We start from the raw sequence: 20,181 nt of genomic DNA on the forward strand, positions 1-20,181 counted from the left end.
CAGAAATGCAGACACGCAGTCGACTAACCTCGGTTCGATGAGCGCCGAACTACGACCTGGTGAGGAACCGGGGCGTGTTCTTGTCGTCGACGACGAGACTGCCCTTGCGAAGGTTGTCGCCAATTATCTGACACGCGAGGGATTCACCGTGCGCCTCGCCCACGACGGGCCGAGCGCAGTACGTTCGGTGCGCGACTTCGAGCCCGCACTGATCGTGCTCGACCTGATGCTTCCGGGCTTCGACGGTCTGGAAGTCTGCCGGCGGATCCGCACGTTTTCCGACGTGTATGTCCTGATGCTCTCCGCCCGCGGTGACGAGTCGGACAAGGTAACCGGGCTGGCAGCCGGCGCAGACGACTACGTGGTCAAACCCTTCGGCCCCCGCGAGTTGGTTGCGCGAGTGAAAGCACTGCTCAGACGGCCACGCGCGTCGAGCTTGCTGCCGAAAGTACTGCCAACGCCTCCCGGACTCGACATCGACGTCCTGTCCCGCACGGTTCGTGTGGACGACGCCCTGGTCGATCTCACTCCCACCGAGTTCACTCTGTTGTCCGCACTCGCATCCCGACCCGACGCTGTCTGGAGTCGGGCCGAGATCATCACCTCGGTGTGGGGGTCGTCCTGGTTCGGGGACCAGCACATCGTCGACGTCCATGTCCGTGCGTTACGCCGCAAACTCGGCGACGACGCGACCGATCCTCGGTTCATCAGGACCGTCAGGGGCGTCGGATACTCCCTGAGGTCGTCATGAACGCGGTCGTCATGAACAAACTCGGGTTACGCGGAAAACTGCTGCTCGCGCAGCTTGTCGTTCTGTTCGTCTCCTGCCTCGCCATCGCCGCAGTCGCCATTGCCGTCGCTGCCCCGCTCTTTCACAACCACCTCATGATGGCCGGCATCGAAGACTCGAACGTCCGTACCCACACCGAAGAAGCTTTCGCTCAGACGATGACCATCGCTCTGTTGTGCGGGATTGCAGTCGCACTGGTGGGCGCCGGCATCGCCGCGGTCTACATCGTCCGACGCATCACCGCCCCGATCTCAACGCTGGCGGAGGCGGCGCAAAGCGTCGCCGACGGGAACTTCGACGTGACTATCGGCCGGTCCGGCGTAGATGCCGATTTCACGCGTCTCGAAACTGCCTTTGCCGACATGGCGGCACGCCTTGATCATTCGGATCGGGTCCGCAAACGCCTGCTTGCCGATCTTGCCCACGAATTACGCACTCCGGTATCGACTTTGGCTGCGTACGTGGACGGCATCGAGGATGGCGTCCTACCCGCGGACTCCTCTTCGTGGTCGGTCATGCGCGATCAACTCGAAAGACTGCGTCGGCTCTCTTGTGATCTGGCGGACGTCTCCGCTGCCGACGAACACGCTCTCGAACTCGATCGCCGGGATGAGAATATCGACGACATCGTTTGCAGCGCAACGGCAGCAGCGGCGCCGCGTTACGCCGATCGTGGAGTCGAATTGACGACCGCGCTACCTCCGCAACCGATCACGGCCGAGGTCGATCGCCAACGAATCGACCAGATCCTCGCCAACCTGCTCGAAAACGCGTTGCGGCACACTCCCAGCGGAGGTTCGGTGACGGTGACACTCGCGCGGGAAGGCGAGCACCTCTCGGTGTCCGTCACCGACACCGGTGACGGAATTCCCACAGACGAACTCGAATCAGTCTTCGACCGTTTCCATCGCGGTGATCGATCCGACGGTTCCGGTTTGGGGCTCACGATTGCGCGTAGCCTCGCGCTCGCACACGGTGGCGATCTGGTGGCGCTCCGAAACGAACAACCTCCCGGCAGCACGCTGATCCTCACCTTGCCGACAGGTTTCAGGCTGCCGCTTTGAACGGATCGTGCTCGGCGATCAACTTCTCGAGTCGAGCTTCGTCCACTCGAACCCTGACTGTCGACGCTTCCTGCTGATCACGAATCACCTTGGCCAACGTGAACGTACTGGTGACCAGGAACAGCAAGGACATTCCGAGAAATCCGCGTTGCCACGCATCGATCGGAAGATACGCAATTCCGAGGAGGGTGCCGACAAAACTGACGGCAAAGGCTATTCCGGCCTGAAGATAGAAGGCTGCAGTGGTCTTCGAAGGTGTTGTCGGTGTGCTCATGCTTCGAAGTCTGCTCGCCCATCCCGGCACTCGGATGCGTAGTCCTACTCGAGAGTGCACGGTACTTCCCCGACAATAAATCAGATGCCGTTACCTATCCTGGTGGATAGTCTCGGTCCGGTATCCGGAGTTGTTCCAGAACAGTTGTCGTTCGACAACAGTCAGACGGCAGGAGTGATCGATGACCCGCAGACATATCGCCATGGTGAGCATTCCGGCACCTGGCCACGTCAATCCGAGCCTGGCGATCATCGCGCGTCTCGTCGCCGCCGGTCACCGCGTCACCTACGCCAACGACGAGTCGATGCGTGAGGTCATCGAGGCGACCGGGGCCGTATTCGCACCGTACGTCTCCACATTGCCCAGCCTCGTTCCTTCTCCTGACGGCGCCGAACCGGAGAAGAGTTGGGACGGGGATCTGATCGATCAGTTGACGATTTTCCAGGACGACTACGAGTCGATGCTGCCGCAGCTGCGCCGAATCTACGACGACGACCGTCCCGACCTCTTCCTCTACGACATCGCGGGAGTTCCAGCGCGAATACTGGCTCAGCAGTGGAACGTTCCCATCATCCAGCTGTCGCCGACGTACGTTGCCTGGGACGGTTACGAAGCCGACGCCGCACCGATGTACGACGAGATTCGCTCCGACCCGAGAGGCGTCGACCTGCTCGATCGGGAGGCCCGGTTCTTCCGCAGCGAAGGCGTCGAGGTCGACCCGCGCGAGTTCACCGGACGCCCACCGCGTGCGATCGTTCTGATCGCAGAATCGATGCAGCCCAACGCCGATCGCGTGAACCGTGACGTGTACACGTTTGTCGGCCCAGCACTCGAACCGAGCAGTCAACCCTGGGTGAACCCGGATCCGGACCGCAAACTTCTGTTGATTTCGTTGGGTTCAGCCTTCACCGATCATCCGGATTTCTACCGCACCTGCGTCGAGGCTTTCGGCGAGCTGGACGGCTGGCACGTCGTCCTCCAGATCGGAAAGCAGGTGCAGATCTCAGATCTCGGACCAGTGCCCGACAACGTCGAAATACACCGATGGGTACCGCAGTTCGCGATTCTGCAGCAGGCCGACGCGTTCGTGACCCACGCGGGTATGGGCGGATCCAGCGAGGGGCTCGTGACCGGCACACCCATGATCGCGGTGCCGCAAGCCGTCGATCAGTTCGGCAACGCCGACTCGCTGGTCGACGCCGGTGTCGCAGTACGCGTCGACAGCGCTACCGTCACGGCAGCAGAGCTTCGTGAGGCGTTGGCTCGGGTGAGCTCGGACGAGTTCCGACGACGCAGTACAGAGTTGGCAAAAGAGCTCGCAGCGGCGGGCGGTGTGTCCCGTGCCGTCGAGTTGATCGAAGCCGTCCTACCCGGCAGCGGGCGGCGGTAGTGGCGGCTACCAGTGCCAGGCGTCGCCGCCCACGTTCTTGATGGTTCGCTGCAGAACCGTGATGGTGGTGACGAACTCTTCTTCGCTGATTCCCTGCATCCGCTCTTCCTGCAGCATCTGCTGTACCCGCGAGGCGCGTTCGAACTGCTGGGAGCCCGCATCAGTGGGGAGAAGGACAGCCCCGTCTTCACGCGCCCACCCCAGATCGAGGGCAGAGTCGACGGCCGCGTCGACCACGTCAGTTGATTCGTTGGGACCGATCGTGCGGAGGAGGGCAGCTCGCTTCATCCCTTCAGGGTGCAGCGAAAGTTGGTGCAGGACCCACCATTGCGGCTGGGTGACGCCGACCGCTTCCAGCGCTCCCCTCGTGCGCGCACGAATCGCCTCACCGGCACGCGCGGTCCAGAATCCGATCGGCTGATTGGCCGGTGGCTGCATCGCTTGTTCGTTCATGGATACGACGATAAAACCTCAACGGAAGTTCAGGTCAACCACCAGCGAGGTGAAGTTCTACATATGTTGTGTGATTGCTCGGCCGATGATGCGGGCAGCGTCGGGGAACTCACCCGGGTTCGGTCCGGCGTAGTTGAGCCGCAAGAACTTTCCGGTCGGTTCCGCCGGGAACCAATCGTCGCCGGCCCCGACGATGACGCCGGCCGACCGGCAGTCCTGCACCACGCGTTCGAGATTCGTGGTGTCCGGGAGCCGCAGCCAGAGGTTGAGTCCGCCTTGCGGTACGGCGTCGAGGTGAGCGTCCGGCGCATGTTCGCGCAAACTCGACACGAGGAGATCGCGTCTGGCCTCGAGTTGGTGACGAAGCCTGCGCAAGTGCGTGCGCCAGGCCGGCTGGGTCACGACGTCGAGTGCTACCGCTTGCAGCATCCCACTGACATACATCGAATCTGCCTGTGTATCAGCAAGAATTCGCTCGTAGGCCGGGCCTCGGGCGATCAATCCGGCAACTCGCACCGACGGCGAGACGCTCTTGGTCAGTGCACGAAGGTAGACGACGTGTCCACTGTCGTCGCGAGCAGCGATGGGGCTGGGATCTGCGGTGATTCCGAAGTCGAGCGCCGAACTGTCCTCGATGAGGAACGCGCCGTGCCGACGGACGGTATCGAGAACCTTGTCAGCCAACGACGGCGACCACAGCGCTCCCGTCGGACTCGCGAAGCTCGGTTGTGCATAGAACGCACGGGCACCGGTCTGTTCGAATGCACGCGAAAGCTCTTCAGGATCAGGACCGTTGGCGCCGCTGGAGATCGGAATGACCGTGACTCCAGCCTGCGCGGCAGCCAGGATCGCACCCCAGTAGGTCGGCGATTCCATGAGCAACGGCCGCCCCTCCCCCACCAACGCACGGAAGGACGTCGCAAGCCCACCCTGACTGCCGGGAAGTACAACCACGTCGTTCGGCCCCGGCGGAGTGATCCCGGCAGGAGTGGCGGAACCCAATTCGGAGGCAAACCAGGACTGCAGTTCTGGAAGCCCGGCAGCGAGGGGTCGATTGAACACGGCGTCGGTTCGCGTCGCCCTGGTGAAGGCTGCACGAACCAGACCTTCCGGCAACAGCTCTCGGGCCGGATAGCCGGAATGCAGCGCGATCACGTCGTTGGAGGTGGACTGCAGCGCAATAGGCAGTTGCAGCCGATGATTCGGCGATCCGAGCGCCGCTGTCTGCCACCCGTAATCGTTGGGTCGCACGACGCGCGCAGCGCGTACGAAGGTTCCCACTCCGGGTCGAGCCTCTACGACTCCCTGAGATACCAGCGTTCGCAGCGCCTTCTGCACGGTGACGGGACTGGCCCCGTGCAGGCTCACGAGCGACCGAGTGGACGGAAGCTTCGCGCCGGGAGGAGCCGTCGCGATCCATTCACGCAAGGCTGCGACGATCCTCGAACTGCTATCATTGGACATGTCGAAACATAGTAGCGCTACTCTCCCGCCGACGCTAGCGCTATCGCGAATCAATGTCCATTTCCAGAGCTGAACACTGAGGCGCCCTTCTCATCTGAAACACAACTCGCCCAACCGAACCGGAAGAGGTACGTAACCGCGTGAACACACCCATCGATCAGGCCCGCAAGCTCGAGAATGTCAGGTACGACATCAGAGGGCGAATTCTCGACAAGACCGAAGAACTCGAGGATCAAGGACACACGATCCTGCGACTCAACGTCGGCAATCCGGCCCCCTTCGGATTCGAAGCTCCGGACGAAATCATGATGGCCATGATCCGCAATCTCCCTACCGCGCAGGGATATTGCGATTCTCGCGGACTGTATTCGGCGCGCACCGCGGTGGTGCAGTACTACCAGACGCGGGGTATCACCGATGTCACCGTCGACGAGATCTATCTCGGAAACGGCGTCTCCGAACTGATCACGCTGACGATGCAGGCGCTCTGCAATCCCGAGGACGAGATCCTGATTCCCGCTCCCGATTACCCCTTGTGGACGGCTTCGGTTTCACTTGCCGGCGGCACGCCGGTCCACTACCTCACCGATGAAAGCCAGGGCTGGGCACCGGACTTCGACGATCTGGAGGCTCGGATCTCTCCCCGTACCCGAGGGATTGTCGTCATCAATCCCAACAATCCGACGGGCGCCGTCTACTCGACGGAGGTGCTGCAACGCTTCGTGGACATCGCGCGCAGACACGATCTGATGCTCTTCGCCGACGAAATCTACGAAAAGATCGTCTACGACGGCCGATCCATGACAAACCTTGCGTCGATGACAGGGCGAGACGTCCTGTGTCTGACGTACTCGGGGCTGTCCAAGGCCTACCGCGTCTGCGGGTTCCGAGCAGGATGGCTGGCAATCACCGGACCACTGGAGCGGGCGTCGAGTTTCATCGAAGGCATCAAACTGCTGGCCAACATGCGAATGTGTGCCAACGTTCCGGCGCAGCACGCGATCCAGACCGCACTCGGCGGGCGCCAGTCCATCGAGGACCTGTTGCTTCCACAAGGCCGGCTGACAGCGCAGCGCGATCTCGCGCACAGCACGCTCAACAGCATCGACGGAATCAGTTGCCAACAGGCCGACGGGGCGCTGTACCTGTTCCCCAAGCTCGACGTCGACAAGTTCGGCATCGTCGACGACGAGAGGTTCGTTCTCGATCTACTGGAGTCGGAGAAGATCCTGGTCAGCCACGGTCGCGCATTCAATTGGATCGAACCCGATCACTTCCGGTTGGTGACTCTACCCAACACCGACGATCTCTCGACCGCTCTCGAGCGACTCGGCAACTTCCTCAGTTCCTACAGCCAGTAGCCCTGGTTACCGGGCCCACGTACGACTGAACGCCGACCGGATTTCCGGTCGGCGTTCAGTGGTGAAAATCAGCAGGCGATCAGGCAGTGACGATCGCGTCGAGTGCCGAGTAGAACAAGCCCAATCCGTCGTCACTGGGACCGGTGAGAGCCTCGGTGGCGTGCTCGGGGTGCGGCATCAAACCGACGACGCGGCCGTTGGCCGAAGAGATGCCGGCGATGCGACGCTGCGAACCGTTGGGGTTCTCCTCCGAGTAACGGAAGACGACGCGGCCTTCGCCCTCGAGTTCGTCGAGAACCTTCTCGGACGCCTGGAAGCGACCTTCACCCGACTTGAGGGGGATGAGGATCTGGGCGCCGGCCTCGTAGCGTGAGGACCACGCCGTGTTGTTGGCTTCGACCGTCAACCACTCGTCGCGGCAGATGAAGTGCAGACCCTGGTTACGGGTCAGGGCACCGGGGAGCAAACCTGCCTCGCAGAGGATCTGGAAACCGTTGCAGATGCCCAGGACCGGCATGCCGCCCTTGGCTGCTTCGACAACCTTGCCCATCGCGGGAGCAAAACGTGCGATTGCGCCGCAGCGAAGGTAGTCGCCGTAGGAGAATCCACCGGGAACGACAACCGCGTCGACACCCTTGAGGTCTGCGTCGCCGTGCCAGAGTTCGACAGCTTCACCGCCGGCCAGGTTCACAGCCCGGGCTGCGTCGATGTCGTCGAGCGTGCCCGGGAACGTGATTACCCCGATACGTGCGCTCATGCCTCGACTCGCCTGACGGTCCAATCCTCGATCACCGTGTTGGCCAGCAGGCCTTCGGCGATCTTCTCGAGTTCGGCGTCTTCGACACTGCCGTCGATCTCCAACTCGAACCGCTTGCCCTGACGGACATCGGATACTCCTGCAAAGCCCAGGCGAGACAGTGCCCCGACAATTGCCTGTCCCTGGGGGTCGAGAATCTCGGCCTTGGGCATGACTTCGACGACGACACGGGCCACGTGCTGCTCCTCGGTACTAGTGCGCGAACCCGGAGTGAAACGCTCGGGTGATGGCCAGTTTACCGGGCGTACCCGAGATGGTTCGCATCGAGTGATCGGGGCGTGACGGCCAACACCCGCGAGAGCCGCCTGCGAGTCCCTTCAGGGCGGCGCATACTCGAAATCATGCGACTGACACATTTTGGCCATTCCTGTGTTCTCGTGGAGTTGAACGGATCGAAGATCCTCTTCGATCCCGGCAACTTCTCGCACGGGTTCGAAGGCATCACCGGCCTCGACGCCATCCTCGTGACACATCAACACCCCGATCATGCCGACCCCGCGCGCCTGCCCGAACTGGCCGAAGCCAACCCCGACGCCGTGCTCTACAGCGATCCGCAGACGGCGGAAAAGCTCGGTGGACGCTGGACCGGAGTCCGCCCGGGCGACCGGTTCAGCATCGGTGACGTCGAGGTGACCGGAGCGGGCGGAGAGCACGCGATCATCCATCCGGACCTACCGATGATCGACAACACCGCGTTCCTCCTCGGCGACGCGAGCAACCCGGCGCAGTTCATGCACCCCGGCGATTCCCTCTTCGTCCCCGAACAGACGGTCGACGTTCTTGCCCTCCCCGCCGCCGCACCGTGGCTCAAGATCTCGGAGGCCATCGACTACCTCCGTGCGGTAGCGCCGCGCGTCGCGGTTCCCATCCATCAAGCGATCATCCGCGACGAAGCCACAGGTATTTTCTACGGTCGCTATTCGGAAATGGCTGCCGACGGCACCGAGTTCCGAGTTCTCGGCGAGGAGTCGAGCGTCGAAGTCGCCTGATTCAGTTCTCACGCACTCACGTCGACGATGATCCAGCCGGTGCTCGTCCCGCCGGCTGCGTCGGTGAGTGTGTAGAGAATCCTGTCGGTGCCTGTCTTCGCTCCGGCCTCGAACACAACTTCACCGTTTTCGAGCTTTACCGTGCCACCGAGAAGTGATGTCGCCTCGACGCCGGTCACCTTGATCGAATCTCCGTTGCTGTCATGATCATTCGCGACGGCGTCGACGGTGACCGCGCCACCTGAGCGGACCCGCGCGGTGTCGAGTGCGGCGTACGGCGGGATCGGACTTGCCGTGTACCGACCGACATCGTCGAGTCGAGCCGAGGCAACATCCGCAGCATCGACGATGGCAGCAAATTCGGTGCCGTCGAAGCGCGAGAGGTCGTTGCCGTTCATGATGGTCGATCCCTCGGCGCCACCGCCGTGATAGTCGTCGGCATAGAAGTTGTGGCCCAACTCGTGGCGGAGGACGCGACTGAAGGTGCCATCGGGCTCGGCACCGACGTGCGCGTAGCTGTGATCGAGTTCGAACTTCGAGTAATAGGCATTTCCGCCACCGGATTTGCACACGACAGTCGCCTGATCGACGCTGGTCCCGACTTGATCGGACCACAGTTCTTCCAACTGCTCGAGGTTTTCACAACTGCTCGAATACGGATCGTCGGCGGCATCTGCCCGAAGGACGACCCGACCGAGGATCGGCCGGATTCCGACGTCTCTGATCCAGATCGCAGCGGTTCTGGCCATGGATTCCTCGGCCCGGTCCAGGGCGACGGCGGGACTGCCTTCACCGTGCGCGGAGTACCATTCGCCGCTCAGGTCCAACCCCACCACGAACTGCTTCACCGTCTTGCCGACGTTTGCTGCCGAGGCCGTCGCGATGGAGGCGGTCGGCCACTGCGGCTTCGCATCGATCGGCGCTGTGCTGCGACCGACCACGTCCGATCCGACGAACTCGATCGAAGCGCCCCGATCGAAAATCACCTGTCCGCGCAGTGTTCCAGCGGAGTCGACGATGGCCGAGACGATTGCGTCCGGATGCCCTTCCACGCTGCCGATGTACGAACGGGGCGCCGGGATCACCACGTGGGAAAGCTGGCCGCCGCTTTCTTGCACAGCCATCGAGAAGTCGGGTCCCCGCAGATTCATCTTGTGGAGTCGCAACGTGAGTTGCTCGCCTTCGTCGTCGACGGTCGCGGTGCGGACGCCGTCACTCGATCCACTCGATCCGCCGTCGATACTTCCCGTCGGCAGAGTGTGGACCACGCCGGTCGGAGCGGCAGACGCGAGCGTCGGGACGACCGCACCGCAGACGACCACGCCCACAGTCACAGCGACAAGACCTTTGGCCGACTTGGTGAGCACTCGTGCGTGCATGGTGAAACCCCAACCCATCTACTAGCGGCAGATTAACTGCACGCACTCTAGCAGCGAAGAAGTTGGGTGACCCCACACTTGAATTCAACGTCCATTTTGTGCAAATTTGACCCACTCTGCACTACTGCCAGCAAGAAACGTGAGAAACGCGAAGAGTTATCCCGCTCGGACAACCCGGACAGACGACACCATTTCGTAGCTATCGAATAGTTGCCAACTACCGAATTCAGGCAGCGCCGAGCTCCTGAGACGGGGAGTTCCACCGATACACCTGCGAGGTGGCTTCGTGAAAGAGTGCAAGGTCGACGGCGTCGAGAACTGCCTGCCTCGGGCCCTCGTTTCCCAACTGCTTGGCCGTGATCGACAATCTGACCAGTCCCCCACGCTTGGCGGCGCGCCCGGCTCCGAGAACCAATGCGCGACACCACCACGGCTCGGCCTTGAAGCCCTCGCCGATACCGAAAACCCGTCCCCGCTGCAAGGTGCCTCGGGTCAGATCGTGCACTGCCCCGAGGCCTGCCATCGTGCGAAAACCCGTCTCCGGCAACACCGACATGGCACCGGGCGACGCCACCCAGCGCGGCGGCGCGAACACCCGGGTCCGAAGGCCGGCATGCTCGAGAACTCGATCCGCAGCGAGTAGTCGCAGCTTTGCTTCGTGCTTCGACAGAGTGGCGAACTCGGCCCGACGACGCTTGGTCGCGGCCTGGTCGTAGCCGTGCAGAACGATGGCGTCGCCGTGCTCACGACGCTCGCGCAGCCAAGCCGTCGTCACCGCGTCGTCGGCCAGTCGATATTTGTCCTTCAGTCGCGGCGCCACCAGGAGCGACAGGCGGACACCTCGAGCGTCCATCTCGTCAGCGAATCCGGCAGCGAGATAACATGTCTCGTCTCTGATTCCGGATACCGACACGATCAGTTCTGCGGACATACTCCGATAGTGGCAGCTGTGGGTGAACAGCACACTGCCGCCGGATGATCATCCGGCGGCAGTTTTCAGCGCAGCTACCAGTTCTCGGGAAGCGCAGCTACCAATTCTTCGGAAGCGCAGCTACTAATTCTTCGGAAGCGCAGCTTCGATCGCGGCGACGACCTCGGGTGCGTCAGGCTCGGTCCGCGGACGGAAGCGGTTGACGACGGTGCCGTCCGGTCCGATCAGGAACTTCTCGAAGTTCCACTGAACGTCTCCCGCAGTGCCTTCGGCGTCGGCCGCCTTGGTGAGCTCGGCATACAGCGGATGCTGGTTTTCGCCGTTCACCTCGATCTTCTCGAGAAGCGGGAACGTGACGCCGTAAGTGGTGGAGCAGAACGTCTCGATCTCTTCGGCGGTACCCGGTTCCTGCCCCATGAACTGGTTGCACGGGATGCCGATCACGGTCAGACCGCGATCCGCGTACTCGCCGGCCAGCTTCTCGAGCGCCGAGTACTGCGGGGTCAGCCCACACTTGGATGCCACGTTGACGACGAGGACGGCGCGGCCGTCGTATTCACCCAACGAGGTGGGCACGCCACCGAGGGTGTTGATCGCGATGTTCTGTACTGGAGTTGTCATAGGCTCCAACTTAGCGACTCTTGTCCGCTGCTACGTCGACGCTCCGAGAATGCGATCGAGGTCGTCGAGGACGGTGAGGCCGCCGAGCGGTCCGACGCCGGTGATCCAGTAGGACATGTCGACCAGATGCGGGTTCGGGAAGAGTCCGGCGTTGTCCGCCACGGCCTTCGGCATCGTGCTTGCATCGGCCGGTTTCGCGGAGGTCACCAGGATGAGGTCGGCGTTGGCTCCGGAGACGAATTCCGGGGAGAGGTCGACGGAGATCGAGTTCTCCCAGTCGCGTGCCGGAATCGTGAGTCCCGCGCATTCGAGAGTGCTTCCGGCAAACGAGGTGGGCCCGTACAGCGTCAGAACGTCGTCGCGTGGGCGGATGAGCTGAGCGGTCTTGCCCTCGGTGCTGTGCTTGCCGGCCACTTCCTCGCAGCGTGCCGTGTAGTCGCCGAGCAGTTCGCCTGCCTGATCGGTCTTGTTCAACGCCTCTGCGACGAACTGGACGTTGTCCTGCCACGGATCGGTCTGGGTTGCCATGTAGACGGTCGGCGCGATGGCAGCGAGCTGCTCGTACAGATCACCGTGCCGTGTTTCCGTTCCGATGATCAGGTCCGGGCTCAGGGCGACGATCTTCTCGAGGTTCGGTGCCGCGACGGTGCCGACCATCTCGATCTCCGCGGCCTCCTCACCGAGGTACGCGGGAACACCGGTCGTCTCGCTCAGTACCGCGGTGCCCACGGGGATCACGCCCAGCGCTACCGACGTGTCGAGCTGAACCGGCTCGAGCACGACAACTCGCTGCGGATCCATCGGGACGTCGGTGGTTCCGCGGGCGTGGGTGACCGCGTGCACGGTGTCGGCAGACTGACTGCCGGTATCCGTCGTGTCGTCACTTCCACACGCCGTTGTCGTTGCCACGACGGCGGCGAGAACAAAACCACCCAGCACGTACTTCGTCCGCGAGTTACTGCGTTTCATTCCCAACACTCCTGTTACCGACTGCTTCCGACCGTCACAGCCACGGGCATTCACCACGGCTGAGCAAAGGATTCACCATCCAATAGTCTGGTGAGCCTAACCTACGAGACTGGAGCCTCATCATGTCTTCCCTTCCCTGCCACGGCGACGGTGTCCTGGGGAAGGCATCAATGCAGTGCCTTTCGGAATTTGTCGCCAATCCACAAACCAGTCGACGCCCTCACGCCTGTACACGGCAGTCGTCAACTGCAGGCGAACCGATGATCGGTCGCGCCGGAACGACACATCTGTGGGTGTTGATCGAGCACCCCGGCCCCTGGCCGGCGTCCGCCCCCGACGACGTTCTCCCCGTCGCGCTCACCGAAAAGATCTACGCAGCGCAGGGCCGTATCCGCCTCGTGGTGATCCGGCGGACCCGCAACCGCCGGGTTCTCACGCCGACGTGTGTACTCGCGTGGACGGACGGCACCCGCCAGTGGATGCGCGAAGGGTCGGTGGACCGATACGAGGATCTGTCGGTACTGCCGTTCGAATCGATGGCCGCGGGAGTGGAACCCGACTTCGGCCGCTCCCGCACGGAACCACTCTTCGCAGTGTGCACACATGGAAAAAAGGATGCGTGCTGCGCGGAACTCGGCCGTCCGGTGGTGTCGGCACTGGACGTTGCCGGGATCGCGGACGTGTGGGAATGCAGTCACATCGGCGGAGACCGTTTCGCGGCCAACATGATTGCGTGGCCCGCCGCAGTCTATTTCAGTCGGCTGGACGGCGACTCCGCCACGGACGCAGTCGAGAAGTACTTGAACGGAGAACTGGCGGTGACTCACCTGCGCGGCCGGGCGGCACTGTCGCAGGCCGCTCAGGCCGCCGAGCACGCCGTCCGACGCGCCACCGACATCGTCGCAACGGATGCACTCGAGAGCATCACCGAGAGCGTCGACGGAGAACGCACGACCGTCGATCTTCGGTTGGAGGAGAGAGACTTTCGCGTGGTCGTCCGGCCCGGTCCTCCCGGGCAGCCGTTCCGACATGATTGTGGTTCCGGGGGAACGGTCGAATGGAGTGGATGGACCGTCGAGCACCTTCTCGAGCAACCGCACTGACCACTCGATTCCGCTGCGACTGCCCGGCAGGCCATCGAACCGAGATTTGCGCGGACTGACAACACTTCGAATCAGGTCGCGATGAAGGATCGACGCCCCTGGTGATTACAGCTTGCATTCTTCCCATGACCACCGCACTGACGCCGAATGCCGTTTCCCGGTCTGCAGATCCGATCAAGAGTGAGGTCGACTACGAAACGTTGGCAGAGAAATTCCGTCCGATCTTCGCGGACATCGCACAAAGCGTCGTGGAACGCGAACGCGATCATGTCCTTCCCTTTCAACAGATCGATGCACTCAAGAAAGCAGGCTTCGGCGCCGTTCGGGTGCCGACGACACACGGTGGGTCCGGCGCGAGCATCCCTCAGCTGATCCGCTTGTTGGTCGAACTGTCGAGTGCCGATTCCAACATCACGCAGGCACTACGCGGACACTTCGCATTTGTCGAAGACCGACTGGTCGCCGATCCCGGACCGGAACGTGACACCTGGCTCCGACGCTTTGCAGAGGGACAGTTGGTCGGAAACGCGTGGACCGAGATCGGCGACGTTGCACTGGGTGAAGCCAACACCAAGGTCTCACCGGCGCCCGACGCCGATCACTTCCTGGCGAACGGGGCAAAGTTCTACAGCACGGGTTCCATTTTCGCCGATTGGATCGACCTGTACTCACAACGCACCGACACCGGCGCATTCGTGATCGCCGCAGTGGAAGCGAGACAACCCGGAGTCACGCACAGCGACGACTGGAACGGGTTCGGCCAGCAGACGACGGGCTCCGGTTCGTCGATCTACGAGAATGCGATTGTCCAGCCGGAGAACATCTTCGACTTCTCGACGCGTTTCAAATATCAGACCGCGTTCTACCAACTGTTCCATCTCGCCACCCTCGCCGGCATTGCCAAGGCCGCGACGACCGAGATCTCTCGCCGAGTTGCCGCTCGTACTCGAACCTTCAGTCACGGCAACGCACCGAGATACGCGCAGGATTCGCAGATTCAGCAAGTGGTCGGCGAGGTCTCCTCAGCTGCCTATGCCGCCGAGGCCGTTGCAGTGCACGCAGCGCAGACGTCCCAATGGGCTTACGAAGCCGCATTCTCGGGGTCGCCCGAGGAAGAGAAGGCGGCCAACATTGCGGCCGAAATCGATTCGGGGCGAGGACAAGTCGCCTCGATCGGACTCGTCGTGCCGGCCACCGCCAAGATCTTCGACGCGCTCGGCGCTTCCGGAGTGAGCCGCGACCTCGATCTCGATCGATTCTGGCGCAATGCCCGCACCGTCGCCAGCCACAACCCGGTCGTCTTCAAATCCAAAGTTGTCGGCGACTACGAAATCAACGGAACCGAACCGATTTACGTGTGGGCCATCGGGACTGCACCGACCGAAAAGGATGAACAGGCATGACCGTGACCAGTGAAACCGAAGTCTTCGTCGGCGTCCCCGACACATCCGAGGGTTGGATCGAGCGCGCACGCGAGGTGAGCAACATCCTTGCCGCCGACGCACTCGCCCGCGACCGAGCCGGCGAACCACCGTTCCGAGAAGTCCAGCTGCTCAAGGACAGTGGTCTGGTGACGCTCCTGGGCCCGGTCGAGTTCGGCGGCGGTGGGCAGCGATGGGAGACCGCCTACAAGGTGATTCGGGAGATCGCGCGCGCCGACGGCTCCATCGGACAACTGCTCGGGTATCACTACCTGTGGGCGTGGGCAGCCAGATTGGTCGGTACCGATCCGCAGATCTCCGCTGTCGAGGAGCTGTACACGAGCAACCGATTCTTCTTCGGTGGCGCGGTGAATCCTCGAGACACCGACCTCACCGTCGTGGACCGCGGAGACAACCTGGTGTTCAACGGTGTGAAGTCGTTTTCCACCGGAGGACGAGTCACCGACCTCACGGTGCTCGAGGGAATCATCGACGGAACTGCGACGCATGTGTTCGCGATCGTGCCGACCGCTCAGGACGGCATAGTCTTCCGCGGAGACTGGGACAACCTCGGGCAGCGCCTCACCGATTCCGGCAGTGTCGAGATCAACGACGTCGAGGTCGACTGGGCAAGCGCGGCAGGCTTTGTCGACAAGGAATTCCAACCGCTGGTCTACAACACCCTGAACTTCCCGGCCATCGAGATCGTGTTCGCGAACTTCTACCTCGGGATCGCCCGTGGCGCACTGGACACTGCGGCCGAGTACACCCGAACCCGTACGCGTCCATGGCCGTACGGCGGTGACAACCGCGAAATCGCAACGGACGAGTGGTACCTCCGTGAGGGCTACGGTGACTTGCAATCCAAGCTGTGGGCAGCGGAGGCCTTCGTGGATCAGGTCAGCCGTGAGGCCGACACCGTGCTCCACGACGCTCGCGAAAACCTCACCGAGCAGGCTCGCGGCGATCTTGCCGTACGGATCGCGGCCGCAAAACTTCGCGCCGCCGACGTGTCCTTGGAGATCAGCAACAAGATCTTCGAACTGACGGGTGCCAGAGCCACGTCCAACGACGTGGGCTTGGACATCTACTGGCGCAACATCCGGACGCATACCCTTCACGATCCGCTCGCGTACAAGCGCCGTGAAGTCGGTAGCCGCTATCTGACCGGCGAGATTCCCGAACCGACCTGGTACACATAGCACCCACGAACAGAAAGAGACCGTCGCACGGTTGGTGCGGCGGTCTCTTTCATCGTTACGACCAGGATCACTGATCGTAGATCGGGTTCCGCGCCTGCTGTGCGGTCAAACGTTCAGCAGAGCGGACGGATCTAGTGATGGCTCACAAACGACTGCTTGGTGCCGGTCGGAGCCGTTTCGAGTTTGTGCTGCTCTTCTTCGTCCTCGTCGTCGAGCATCGTGGCCTCGTTGAACGGGATCTTGCCGTCGAGCACCTCGACGACGCGTTCCTTGTCGATCGTCTTGGTCCACGCGCCGACCAGGAGAGTCGCGACAGCGTTGCCCGAGAAGTTGGTGATTGCTCGCGCTTCCGACATGAAGCGGTCGATTCCGACGATGAGCCCGACGCCGTCGAGAAGCTCGGGGCGGTGGCTCTGCAGACCACCGGCCAGCGTGGCCAGGCCGGCGCCGCTGACTCCGGCAGCGCCCTTGGAGGCGATGATCATGAACACCAGCAGCGAGAGCTGCTCACCGAAACCGAGCGGCTGTCCCATGGCGTCGGCAATGAAGATCGACGCCATCGTCAGGTAGATCGCGGTGCCGTCGAGGTTGAACGAGTAGCCGGTGGGAACGACGATGCCTACCGTGGTGCGCTCGACGCCCACGTGCTCCATCTTAGCGATCAGACGCGGCAGTGCCGATTCGGAGGACGAGGTGGCGAAGATGAGCAGGTACTCACGGGCCAAGTACTTGACCAGCTTGAAGATGTTGAATCCGGTGACGGCGCGCAGCAGGGTTCCGAGAACACCGAAGACGAAGATCAGGCAGGTCAGGTAGAAGCCGATCATCAGGGTTCCGAGCTGAACGACGGCGTTCAAACCGGTCTGGCCGACGACGCTGGCGATGGCACCGAAAGCACCGATCGGGGCAAGCCAGAGGATCATCGTCAGGATCTTGAACACGAGCTTCTGAATGTATCCGACGGCCTTGAGAATCGGTTCACCCGACTTGCCGAGCGACTGGATCGCGAAGCCGACCAGAAGGGCGACGAACAGAGTCTGCAGCACGCTGCCGGCTGTGAGGGAGGACAGCATCGACGTCGGAATGATGGACGCGATGAAGTCCCAGGTACCGCCCGCGCTGTGGGCCTGATCTGCAAGCTTGGCCACGGAGGCCGCGTTGGGCGTGATGTTCAGGCCACTGCCCGGGTTGAGCAGGTTGCCGACGCCCAGGCCGATCGCGAGTGCGATGGTGGACATCCCGATGAAGTAGGCGAGTGCGAGGCCGCCGACCTTGCCGACCTTGGCCGCAGCTCGAACCGAGCCGATGCCGAGCACGATGGTGCAGAAGATGACCGGGCTGATCATCATCTTGATCAGGCTGACGAACAACGTGCCGAGTACACCGACGGACTTACCGAACTCGGGTGCGAGCCAACCGACGAGGATGCCGCCGATGACCGCGACGATGACGCTCATGTAGAGCCAATGCGTCTTGTCGCGCTTTGCCTTGGTGCCCTCGGGCTGTGGGGAACCGTCTACTGTCCCTGTTGCCGTGCTGCTCATGGGGTGTCCTTTGGATCGGATATCTGTGAAGTGATCGGGATCACTTCGAGTCGTGGAGAATTCTTGTTGCAAACAGGTGGGCCCGGAAGTTTGTGTTCATTACGTTCAGGAGGCGCTCGATGGTCGAACGAAAGACCGGCCGACGTATGAGCGTCGCCAGGCAGATCCTGATCCTGCAATTGGCGTTGTTGGCGCTGGTCATCGGCGTGGGGGCTGCGCTCGCGGTTGTCGACGAACGCCGCGACAGCGATGACGCGATCCGCAGGCAGGTGAGCTCGATAGCGCAGACTCTCGCCCTGTCGGATTCGACAGCGGCGGCCCTGAAGAGTCCGGACCCGACTGCGATTCTGCAACCACAGACCGAGAAAATCCGACAGGCAACCGGCGTCGATTTCATCGTGGTGATGGCGCCGGATCGCACTCGGTTCACACACACGAGCCCGGAACTGATCGGCCAACTGTTCACCGGGAACATCGACCGCGCACTCGCCGGCGCGACCTTCACGGAGACGTACGCCGGGTCGCTGGGGCCGTCGATCCGCGCAGTCACTCCGGTTTACGATTCCGGTGGAACCCTGGTCGGTCTGGTTTCCGCCGGTGTCACGCGCGAGCAGATCAGCAAGCAGTTCGCCCAAAGTGTTCCGGTCATCCTGTTCGTTGCCGGCGGCGGTCTACTTGCCGCCCTCCTGAGTTCACTTCTGGTGAGTCGGCGTATCAGGCGACAGACCCTGGGGATGGCGCCGGACGAACTCCGCACCATGTACGAACACCACGACGCCGTCCTGCACAGCATCGGTGAGGGCTTGGTGGTGATCGGGCGAGGCCGAAGCAACGATGCGCGAGTGGATATCGTCAACGACGAAGCACGTCGCCTCCTCGATCTACCGGAAGGGCCCGTGCCACTTTCATCCATCCCCGAGACCATGCGGGTCGACGATGCCTCTCCCGCAAAAGATCAAGTGCACCTCACCGACAAGCGTGTGCTGGTGGTCAACCAACACCCGGTTGAGTGGGAGGGCAACAGAATTGGCACTGTGCTGACAATTCGCGATCACACCGAACTGCAGAACGTACTCGGGGAATTGGATTCGGTACGTAGTTTTGCCGAGTCGCTTCGATCGCAAGCCCACGAGAGTGCAAATCGTCTGCACACGATCATCACGATGGTCGAGTTGGGGCGAAACGACGACGCAGTGGCCTTCGCCACCAATGAATTGCGGGTGTCTCAACAGCTGATAGATCGTCTGATGAATGCGGTCCACGAGCCGGCACTGGCCGCACTACTGCTCGGCAAGATGAGCGAAGCGACCGAACGCGGTGTCGACCTGACCATCACGGAAGACACTGCGCTCGGTCCGGTTCCTTCGCTCAATGCACGCGAGTTGGTCACGCTGGTCGGCAATCTCGTGGACAATGCTATTGACGCATCGCGCGCGAGCGAGTCTCCGTGGGTGGAAGTGACGGTAATGGAAGAGGATTCGATGATGGTTGTTGCCGTCGCCGACAGCGGCCCGGGAATGACACCCGAAGCACTCGAAAAGGCCAAGGGCCGTGGCTACTCCACAAAATCCGGCTCTCGCGGACTCGGTCTCGCGCTCGTCTCGCAAGTGGTGAAACGGCACGGCGGCACGCTCACCAGTGAACCGGCGATGGGCTCGATGCTGGTAGTCCGCATACCTCTGCGCGAGGCGGAAACACCGCGATGATTCGTGTACTGATAGTCGACGACGAACCGTTGATCGCGCAGGCGCACCGTTCGTACGTCGAGCGTGTGCCGGAGTTCGTGGTCCACGGCGTGGTTCATTCCGGGAACGCCGCCGTGCGTGCAGTTACGGCGGCCAACGCCACCGACCAGCCCATCGACCTGGTCCTGCTCGACATCGGTTTGCCCGACGCCAGCGGTCTCGACGTGGCTTCCGCCCTCGGCGGGTTGCGCCCGAGTCCGGACATCATCGCGGTCACCTCGGCGCGCGATCTCGAGGTGGTTCGAAGCGCCGTGGCTCGCGGGATCGTCCTCTATCTCCTCAAGCCGTTCACCTTCGCAGCGTTCCGCGACAAGCTCGAGCGCTACCTCGAATATCGTGCTGCCCTGCCCGCTGGAGAGTCTGCGGTCAGCCAACACGACATCGACCGAGCGATGTCCGCACTACGAACGTCCGACGATCGAGCAGCGGCGCCGAAAGGCTTTGCATCTCAAACGCTCGGACTTGTCGCTGCATCTGTTCGGGATTCGGAAGGTCCCGTGACTGCGGCCGAGGTGGCAGCGTCGGTCGGAGTGTCCCGGGTGACAGCCTGGCGCTACCTGGAAAAGCTGGCAGACGACGGCATGCTCACCCGGGAGACCGAGTACGGGCGGGCTGGACGCCCTCAGGTTCGTTACCGCAGAACCTGACTTGTCACCGAACCTGA

At 62.4% G+C, this 20,181-nt stretch carries 20 protein-coding genes; 10 read left to right on the forward strand and 10 right to left on the reverse strand.

What is annotated here, in order from left to right:
• Positions 1–37 precede the first annotated feature (37 nt).
• Together V3587_RS10130 and V3587_RS10135 are read left to right on the forward strand one after the other, a co-directional pair.
• On the forward strand, positions 38–751 hold the full coding sequence (locus V3587_RS10130; RefSeq protein ID WP_283376632.1) for a response regulator transcription factor: 714 nt from the start codon (positions 38–40) through the stop codon (positions 749–751).
• On the forward strand, positions 748–1,854 hold the full coding sequence (locus V3587_RS10135; RefSeq protein ID WP_283376631.1) for a HAMP domain-containing sensor histidine kinase: 1,107 nt from the start codon (positions 748–750) through the stop codon (positions 1,852–1,854). Before V3587_RS10130 ends, V3587_RS10135 begins: the two co-directional genes overlap by 4 nt.
• Here the strand turns inward: V3587_RS10135 and V3587_RS10140 are convergent.
• Entirely contained in the window at positions 1,838–2,128 is a 291-nt protein-coding gene (locus tag V3587_RS10140) for a YiaA/YiaB family inner membrane protein (RefSeq protein ID WP_003945505.1), read from the reverse strand. The genes V3587_RS10135 and V3587_RS10140 overlap by 17 nt on opposite strands.
• A 181-nt stretch (positions 2,129–2,309) precedes the next feature.
• On the opposite strand from V3587_RS10140, the gene V3587_RS10145 reads away from it, so the two are divergent.
• The gene (locus tag V3587_RS10145) at positions 2,310–3,518 is read left to right on the forward strand and encodes a macrolide family glycosyltransferase (RefSeq protein WP_283376630.1); all 1,209 of its coding nucleotides are present in this window, start codon (positions 2,310–2,312) and stop codon (positions 3,516–3,518) included.
• A gap of 6 nt (positions 3,519–3,524) precedes the next feature.
• Here the strand turns inward: V3587_RS10145 and V3587_RS10150 are convergent, their stop codons facing one another.
• Entirely contained in the window at positions 3,525–3,971 is a 447-nt protein-coding gene (locus tag V3587_RS10150) for a MarR family winged helix-turn-helix transcriptional regulator (RefSeq protein WP_283376629.1), read from the reverse strand.
• 57 nt (positions 3,972–4,028) lie between these two features.
• Positions 4,029–5,435: an aminotransferase-like domain-containing protein gene (locus V3587_RS10155; RefSeq protein ID WP_283376628.1), complete on the reverse strand. Its 1,407-nt coding sequence runs from the start codon at positions 5,433–5,435 to the stop codon at positions 4,029–4,031.
• Between the two features lie 140 nt (positions 5,436–5,575).
• On the opposite strand from V3587_RS10155, the gene V3587_RS10160 reads away from it, so the two are divergent.
• Entirely contained in the window at positions 5,576–6,796 is a 1,221-nt protein-coding gene (locus tag V3587_RS10160) for a pyridoxal phosphate-dependent aminotransferase (RefSeq protein WP_283376627.1), read from the forward strand.
• Between the two features lie 79 nt (positions 6,797–6,875).
• On the opposite strand, the gene purQ is transcribed toward V3587_RS10160, so the two are convergent.
• Together purQ and purS are read right to left on the reverse strand one after the other, a co-directional pair.
• Positions 6,876–7,553 (reverse strand): phosphoribosylformylglycinamidine synthase subunit PurQ, encoded by a 678-nt coding sequence (gene purQ, locus V3587_RS10165; protein WP_050655460.1) that lies wholly within the window; start codon positions 7,551–7,553, stop codon positions 6,876–6,878.
• Complete coding sequence (purS, locus tag V3587_RS10170) at positions 7,550–7,789, reverse strand: phosphoribosylformylglycinamidine synthase subunit PurS (protein ID WP_003945817.1); 240 nt, start codon at positions 7,787–7,789, stop codon at positions 7,550–7,552. Before purS ends, purQ begins: the two co-directional genes overlap by 4 nt.
• A 165-nt stretch (positions 7,790–7,954) precedes the next feature.
• On the opposite strand from purS, the gene V3587_RS10175 reads away from it, so the two are divergent.
• Positions 7,955–8,602 (forward strand): MBL fold metallo-hydrolase, encoded by a 648-nt coding sequence (locus V3587_RS10175; protein ID WP_095971412.1) that lies wholly within the window; start codon positions 7,955–7,957, stop codon positions 8,600–8,602.
• 8 nt (positions 8,603–8,610) lie between these two features.
• On the opposite strand, the gene V3587_RS10180 is transcribed toward V3587_RS10175, so the two are convergent.
• The 4 genes from V3587_RS10180 to V3587_RS10195 all read right to left on the reverse strand — a co-directional run bounded on the left by V3587_RS10180 (position 8,611) and on the right by V3587_RS10195 (position 12,502).
• Entirely contained in the window at positions 8,611–9,981 is a 1,371-nt protein-coding gene (locus V3587_RS10180) for an Ig-like domain-containing protein (RefSeq protein ID WP_283376626.1), read from the reverse strand.
• 226 nt (positions 9,982–10,207) lie between these two features.
• Positions 10,208–10,912, reverse strand: coding sequence for a DUF2334 domain-containing protein (locus tag V3587_RS10185; protein ID WP_019747074.1), 705 nt, complete (start codon positions 10,910–10,912; stop codon positions 10,208–10,210).
• A 123-nt stretch (positions 10,913–11,035) separates the two neighbouring features.
• Complete coding sequence (locus V3587_RS10190; protein WP_095971414.1) at positions 11,036–11,533, reverse strand: glutathione peroxidase; 498 nt, start codon at positions 11,531–11,533, stop codon at positions 11,036–11,038.
• Between the two features lie 30 nt (positions 11,534–11,563).
• Complete coding sequence (locus tag V3587_RS10195) at positions 11,564–12,502, reverse strand: ABC transporter substrate-binding protein (protein ID WP_124568775.1); 939 nt, start codon at positions 12,500–12,502, stop codon at positions 11,564–11,566.
• 260 nt (positions 12,503–12,762) lie between these two features.
• Here V3587_RS10195 and V3587_RS10200 point away from each other — a divergent pair, with 260 nt between their 5' ends.
• The 3 genes from V3587_RS10200 (at position 12,763) to V3587_RS10210 (ending at position 16,228) form a co-directional block, all read left to right on the forward strand.
• Positions 12,763–13,605: a sucrase ferredoxin gene (locus tag V3587_RS10200; protein ID WP_283376625.1), complete on the forward strand. Its 843-nt coding sequence runs from the start codon at positions 12,763–12,765 to the stop codon at positions 13,603–13,605.
• Positions 13,606–13,730: 125 nt separating this feature from the next.
• On the forward strand, positions 13,731–15,008 hold the full coding sequence (locus V3587_RS10205; RefSeq protein WP_283376624.1) for an acyl-CoA dehydrogenase family protein: 1,278 nt from the start codon (positions 13,731–13,733) through the stop codon (positions 15,006–15,008).
• Entirely contained in the window at positions 15,005–16,228 is a 1,224-nt protein-coding gene (locus V3587_RS10210; protein ID WP_283376623.1) for an acyl-CoA dehydrogenase family protein, read from the forward strand. The genes V3587_RS10205 and V3587_RS10210 overlap by 4 nt, the downstream gene beginning before the upstream one ends.
• 131 nt (positions 16,229–16,359) lie before the next feature.
• Here V3587_RS10210 and V3587_RS10215 read toward each other — a convergent pair whose 3' ends face one another.
• Positions 16,360–17,772 carry a C4-dicarboxylate transporter DctA gene (locus V3587_RS10215; protein WP_007734438.1) on the reverse strand — a complete coding sequence of 471 codons (1,413 nt, stop codon included), beginning with the start codon at positions 17,770–17,772 and terminating at the stop codon, positions 16,360–16,362.
• A gap of 119 nt (positions 17,773–17,891) precedes the next feature.
• On the opposite strand from V3587_RS10215, the gene V3587_RS10220 reads away from it, so the two are divergent.
• The gene (locus V3587_RS10220) at positions 17,892–19,478 is read left to right on the forward strand and encodes a sensor histidine kinase (RefSeq protein ID WP_166811578.1); all 1,587 of its coding nucleotides are present in this window, start codon (positions 17,892–17,894) and stop codon (positions 19,476–19,478) included.
• Positions 19,475–20,164: a response regulator gene (locus V3587_RS10225; RefSeq protein ID WP_003945570.1), complete on the forward strand. Its 690-nt coding sequence runs from the start codon at positions 19,475–19,477 to the stop codon at positions 20,162–20,164. The genes V3587_RS10220 and V3587_RS10225 overlap by 4 nt, the downstream gene beginning before the upstream one ends.
• Positions 20,165–20,181 lie beyond the last annotated feature (17 nt).

The sequence above is a fragment of the Rhodococcus sp. IEGM 1306 genome, from assembly GCF_036541985.1.
Lineage (GTDB): Bacteria > Actinomycetota > Actinomycetes > Mycobacteriales > Mycobacteriaceae > Rhodococcus_F > Rhodococcus_F qingshengii.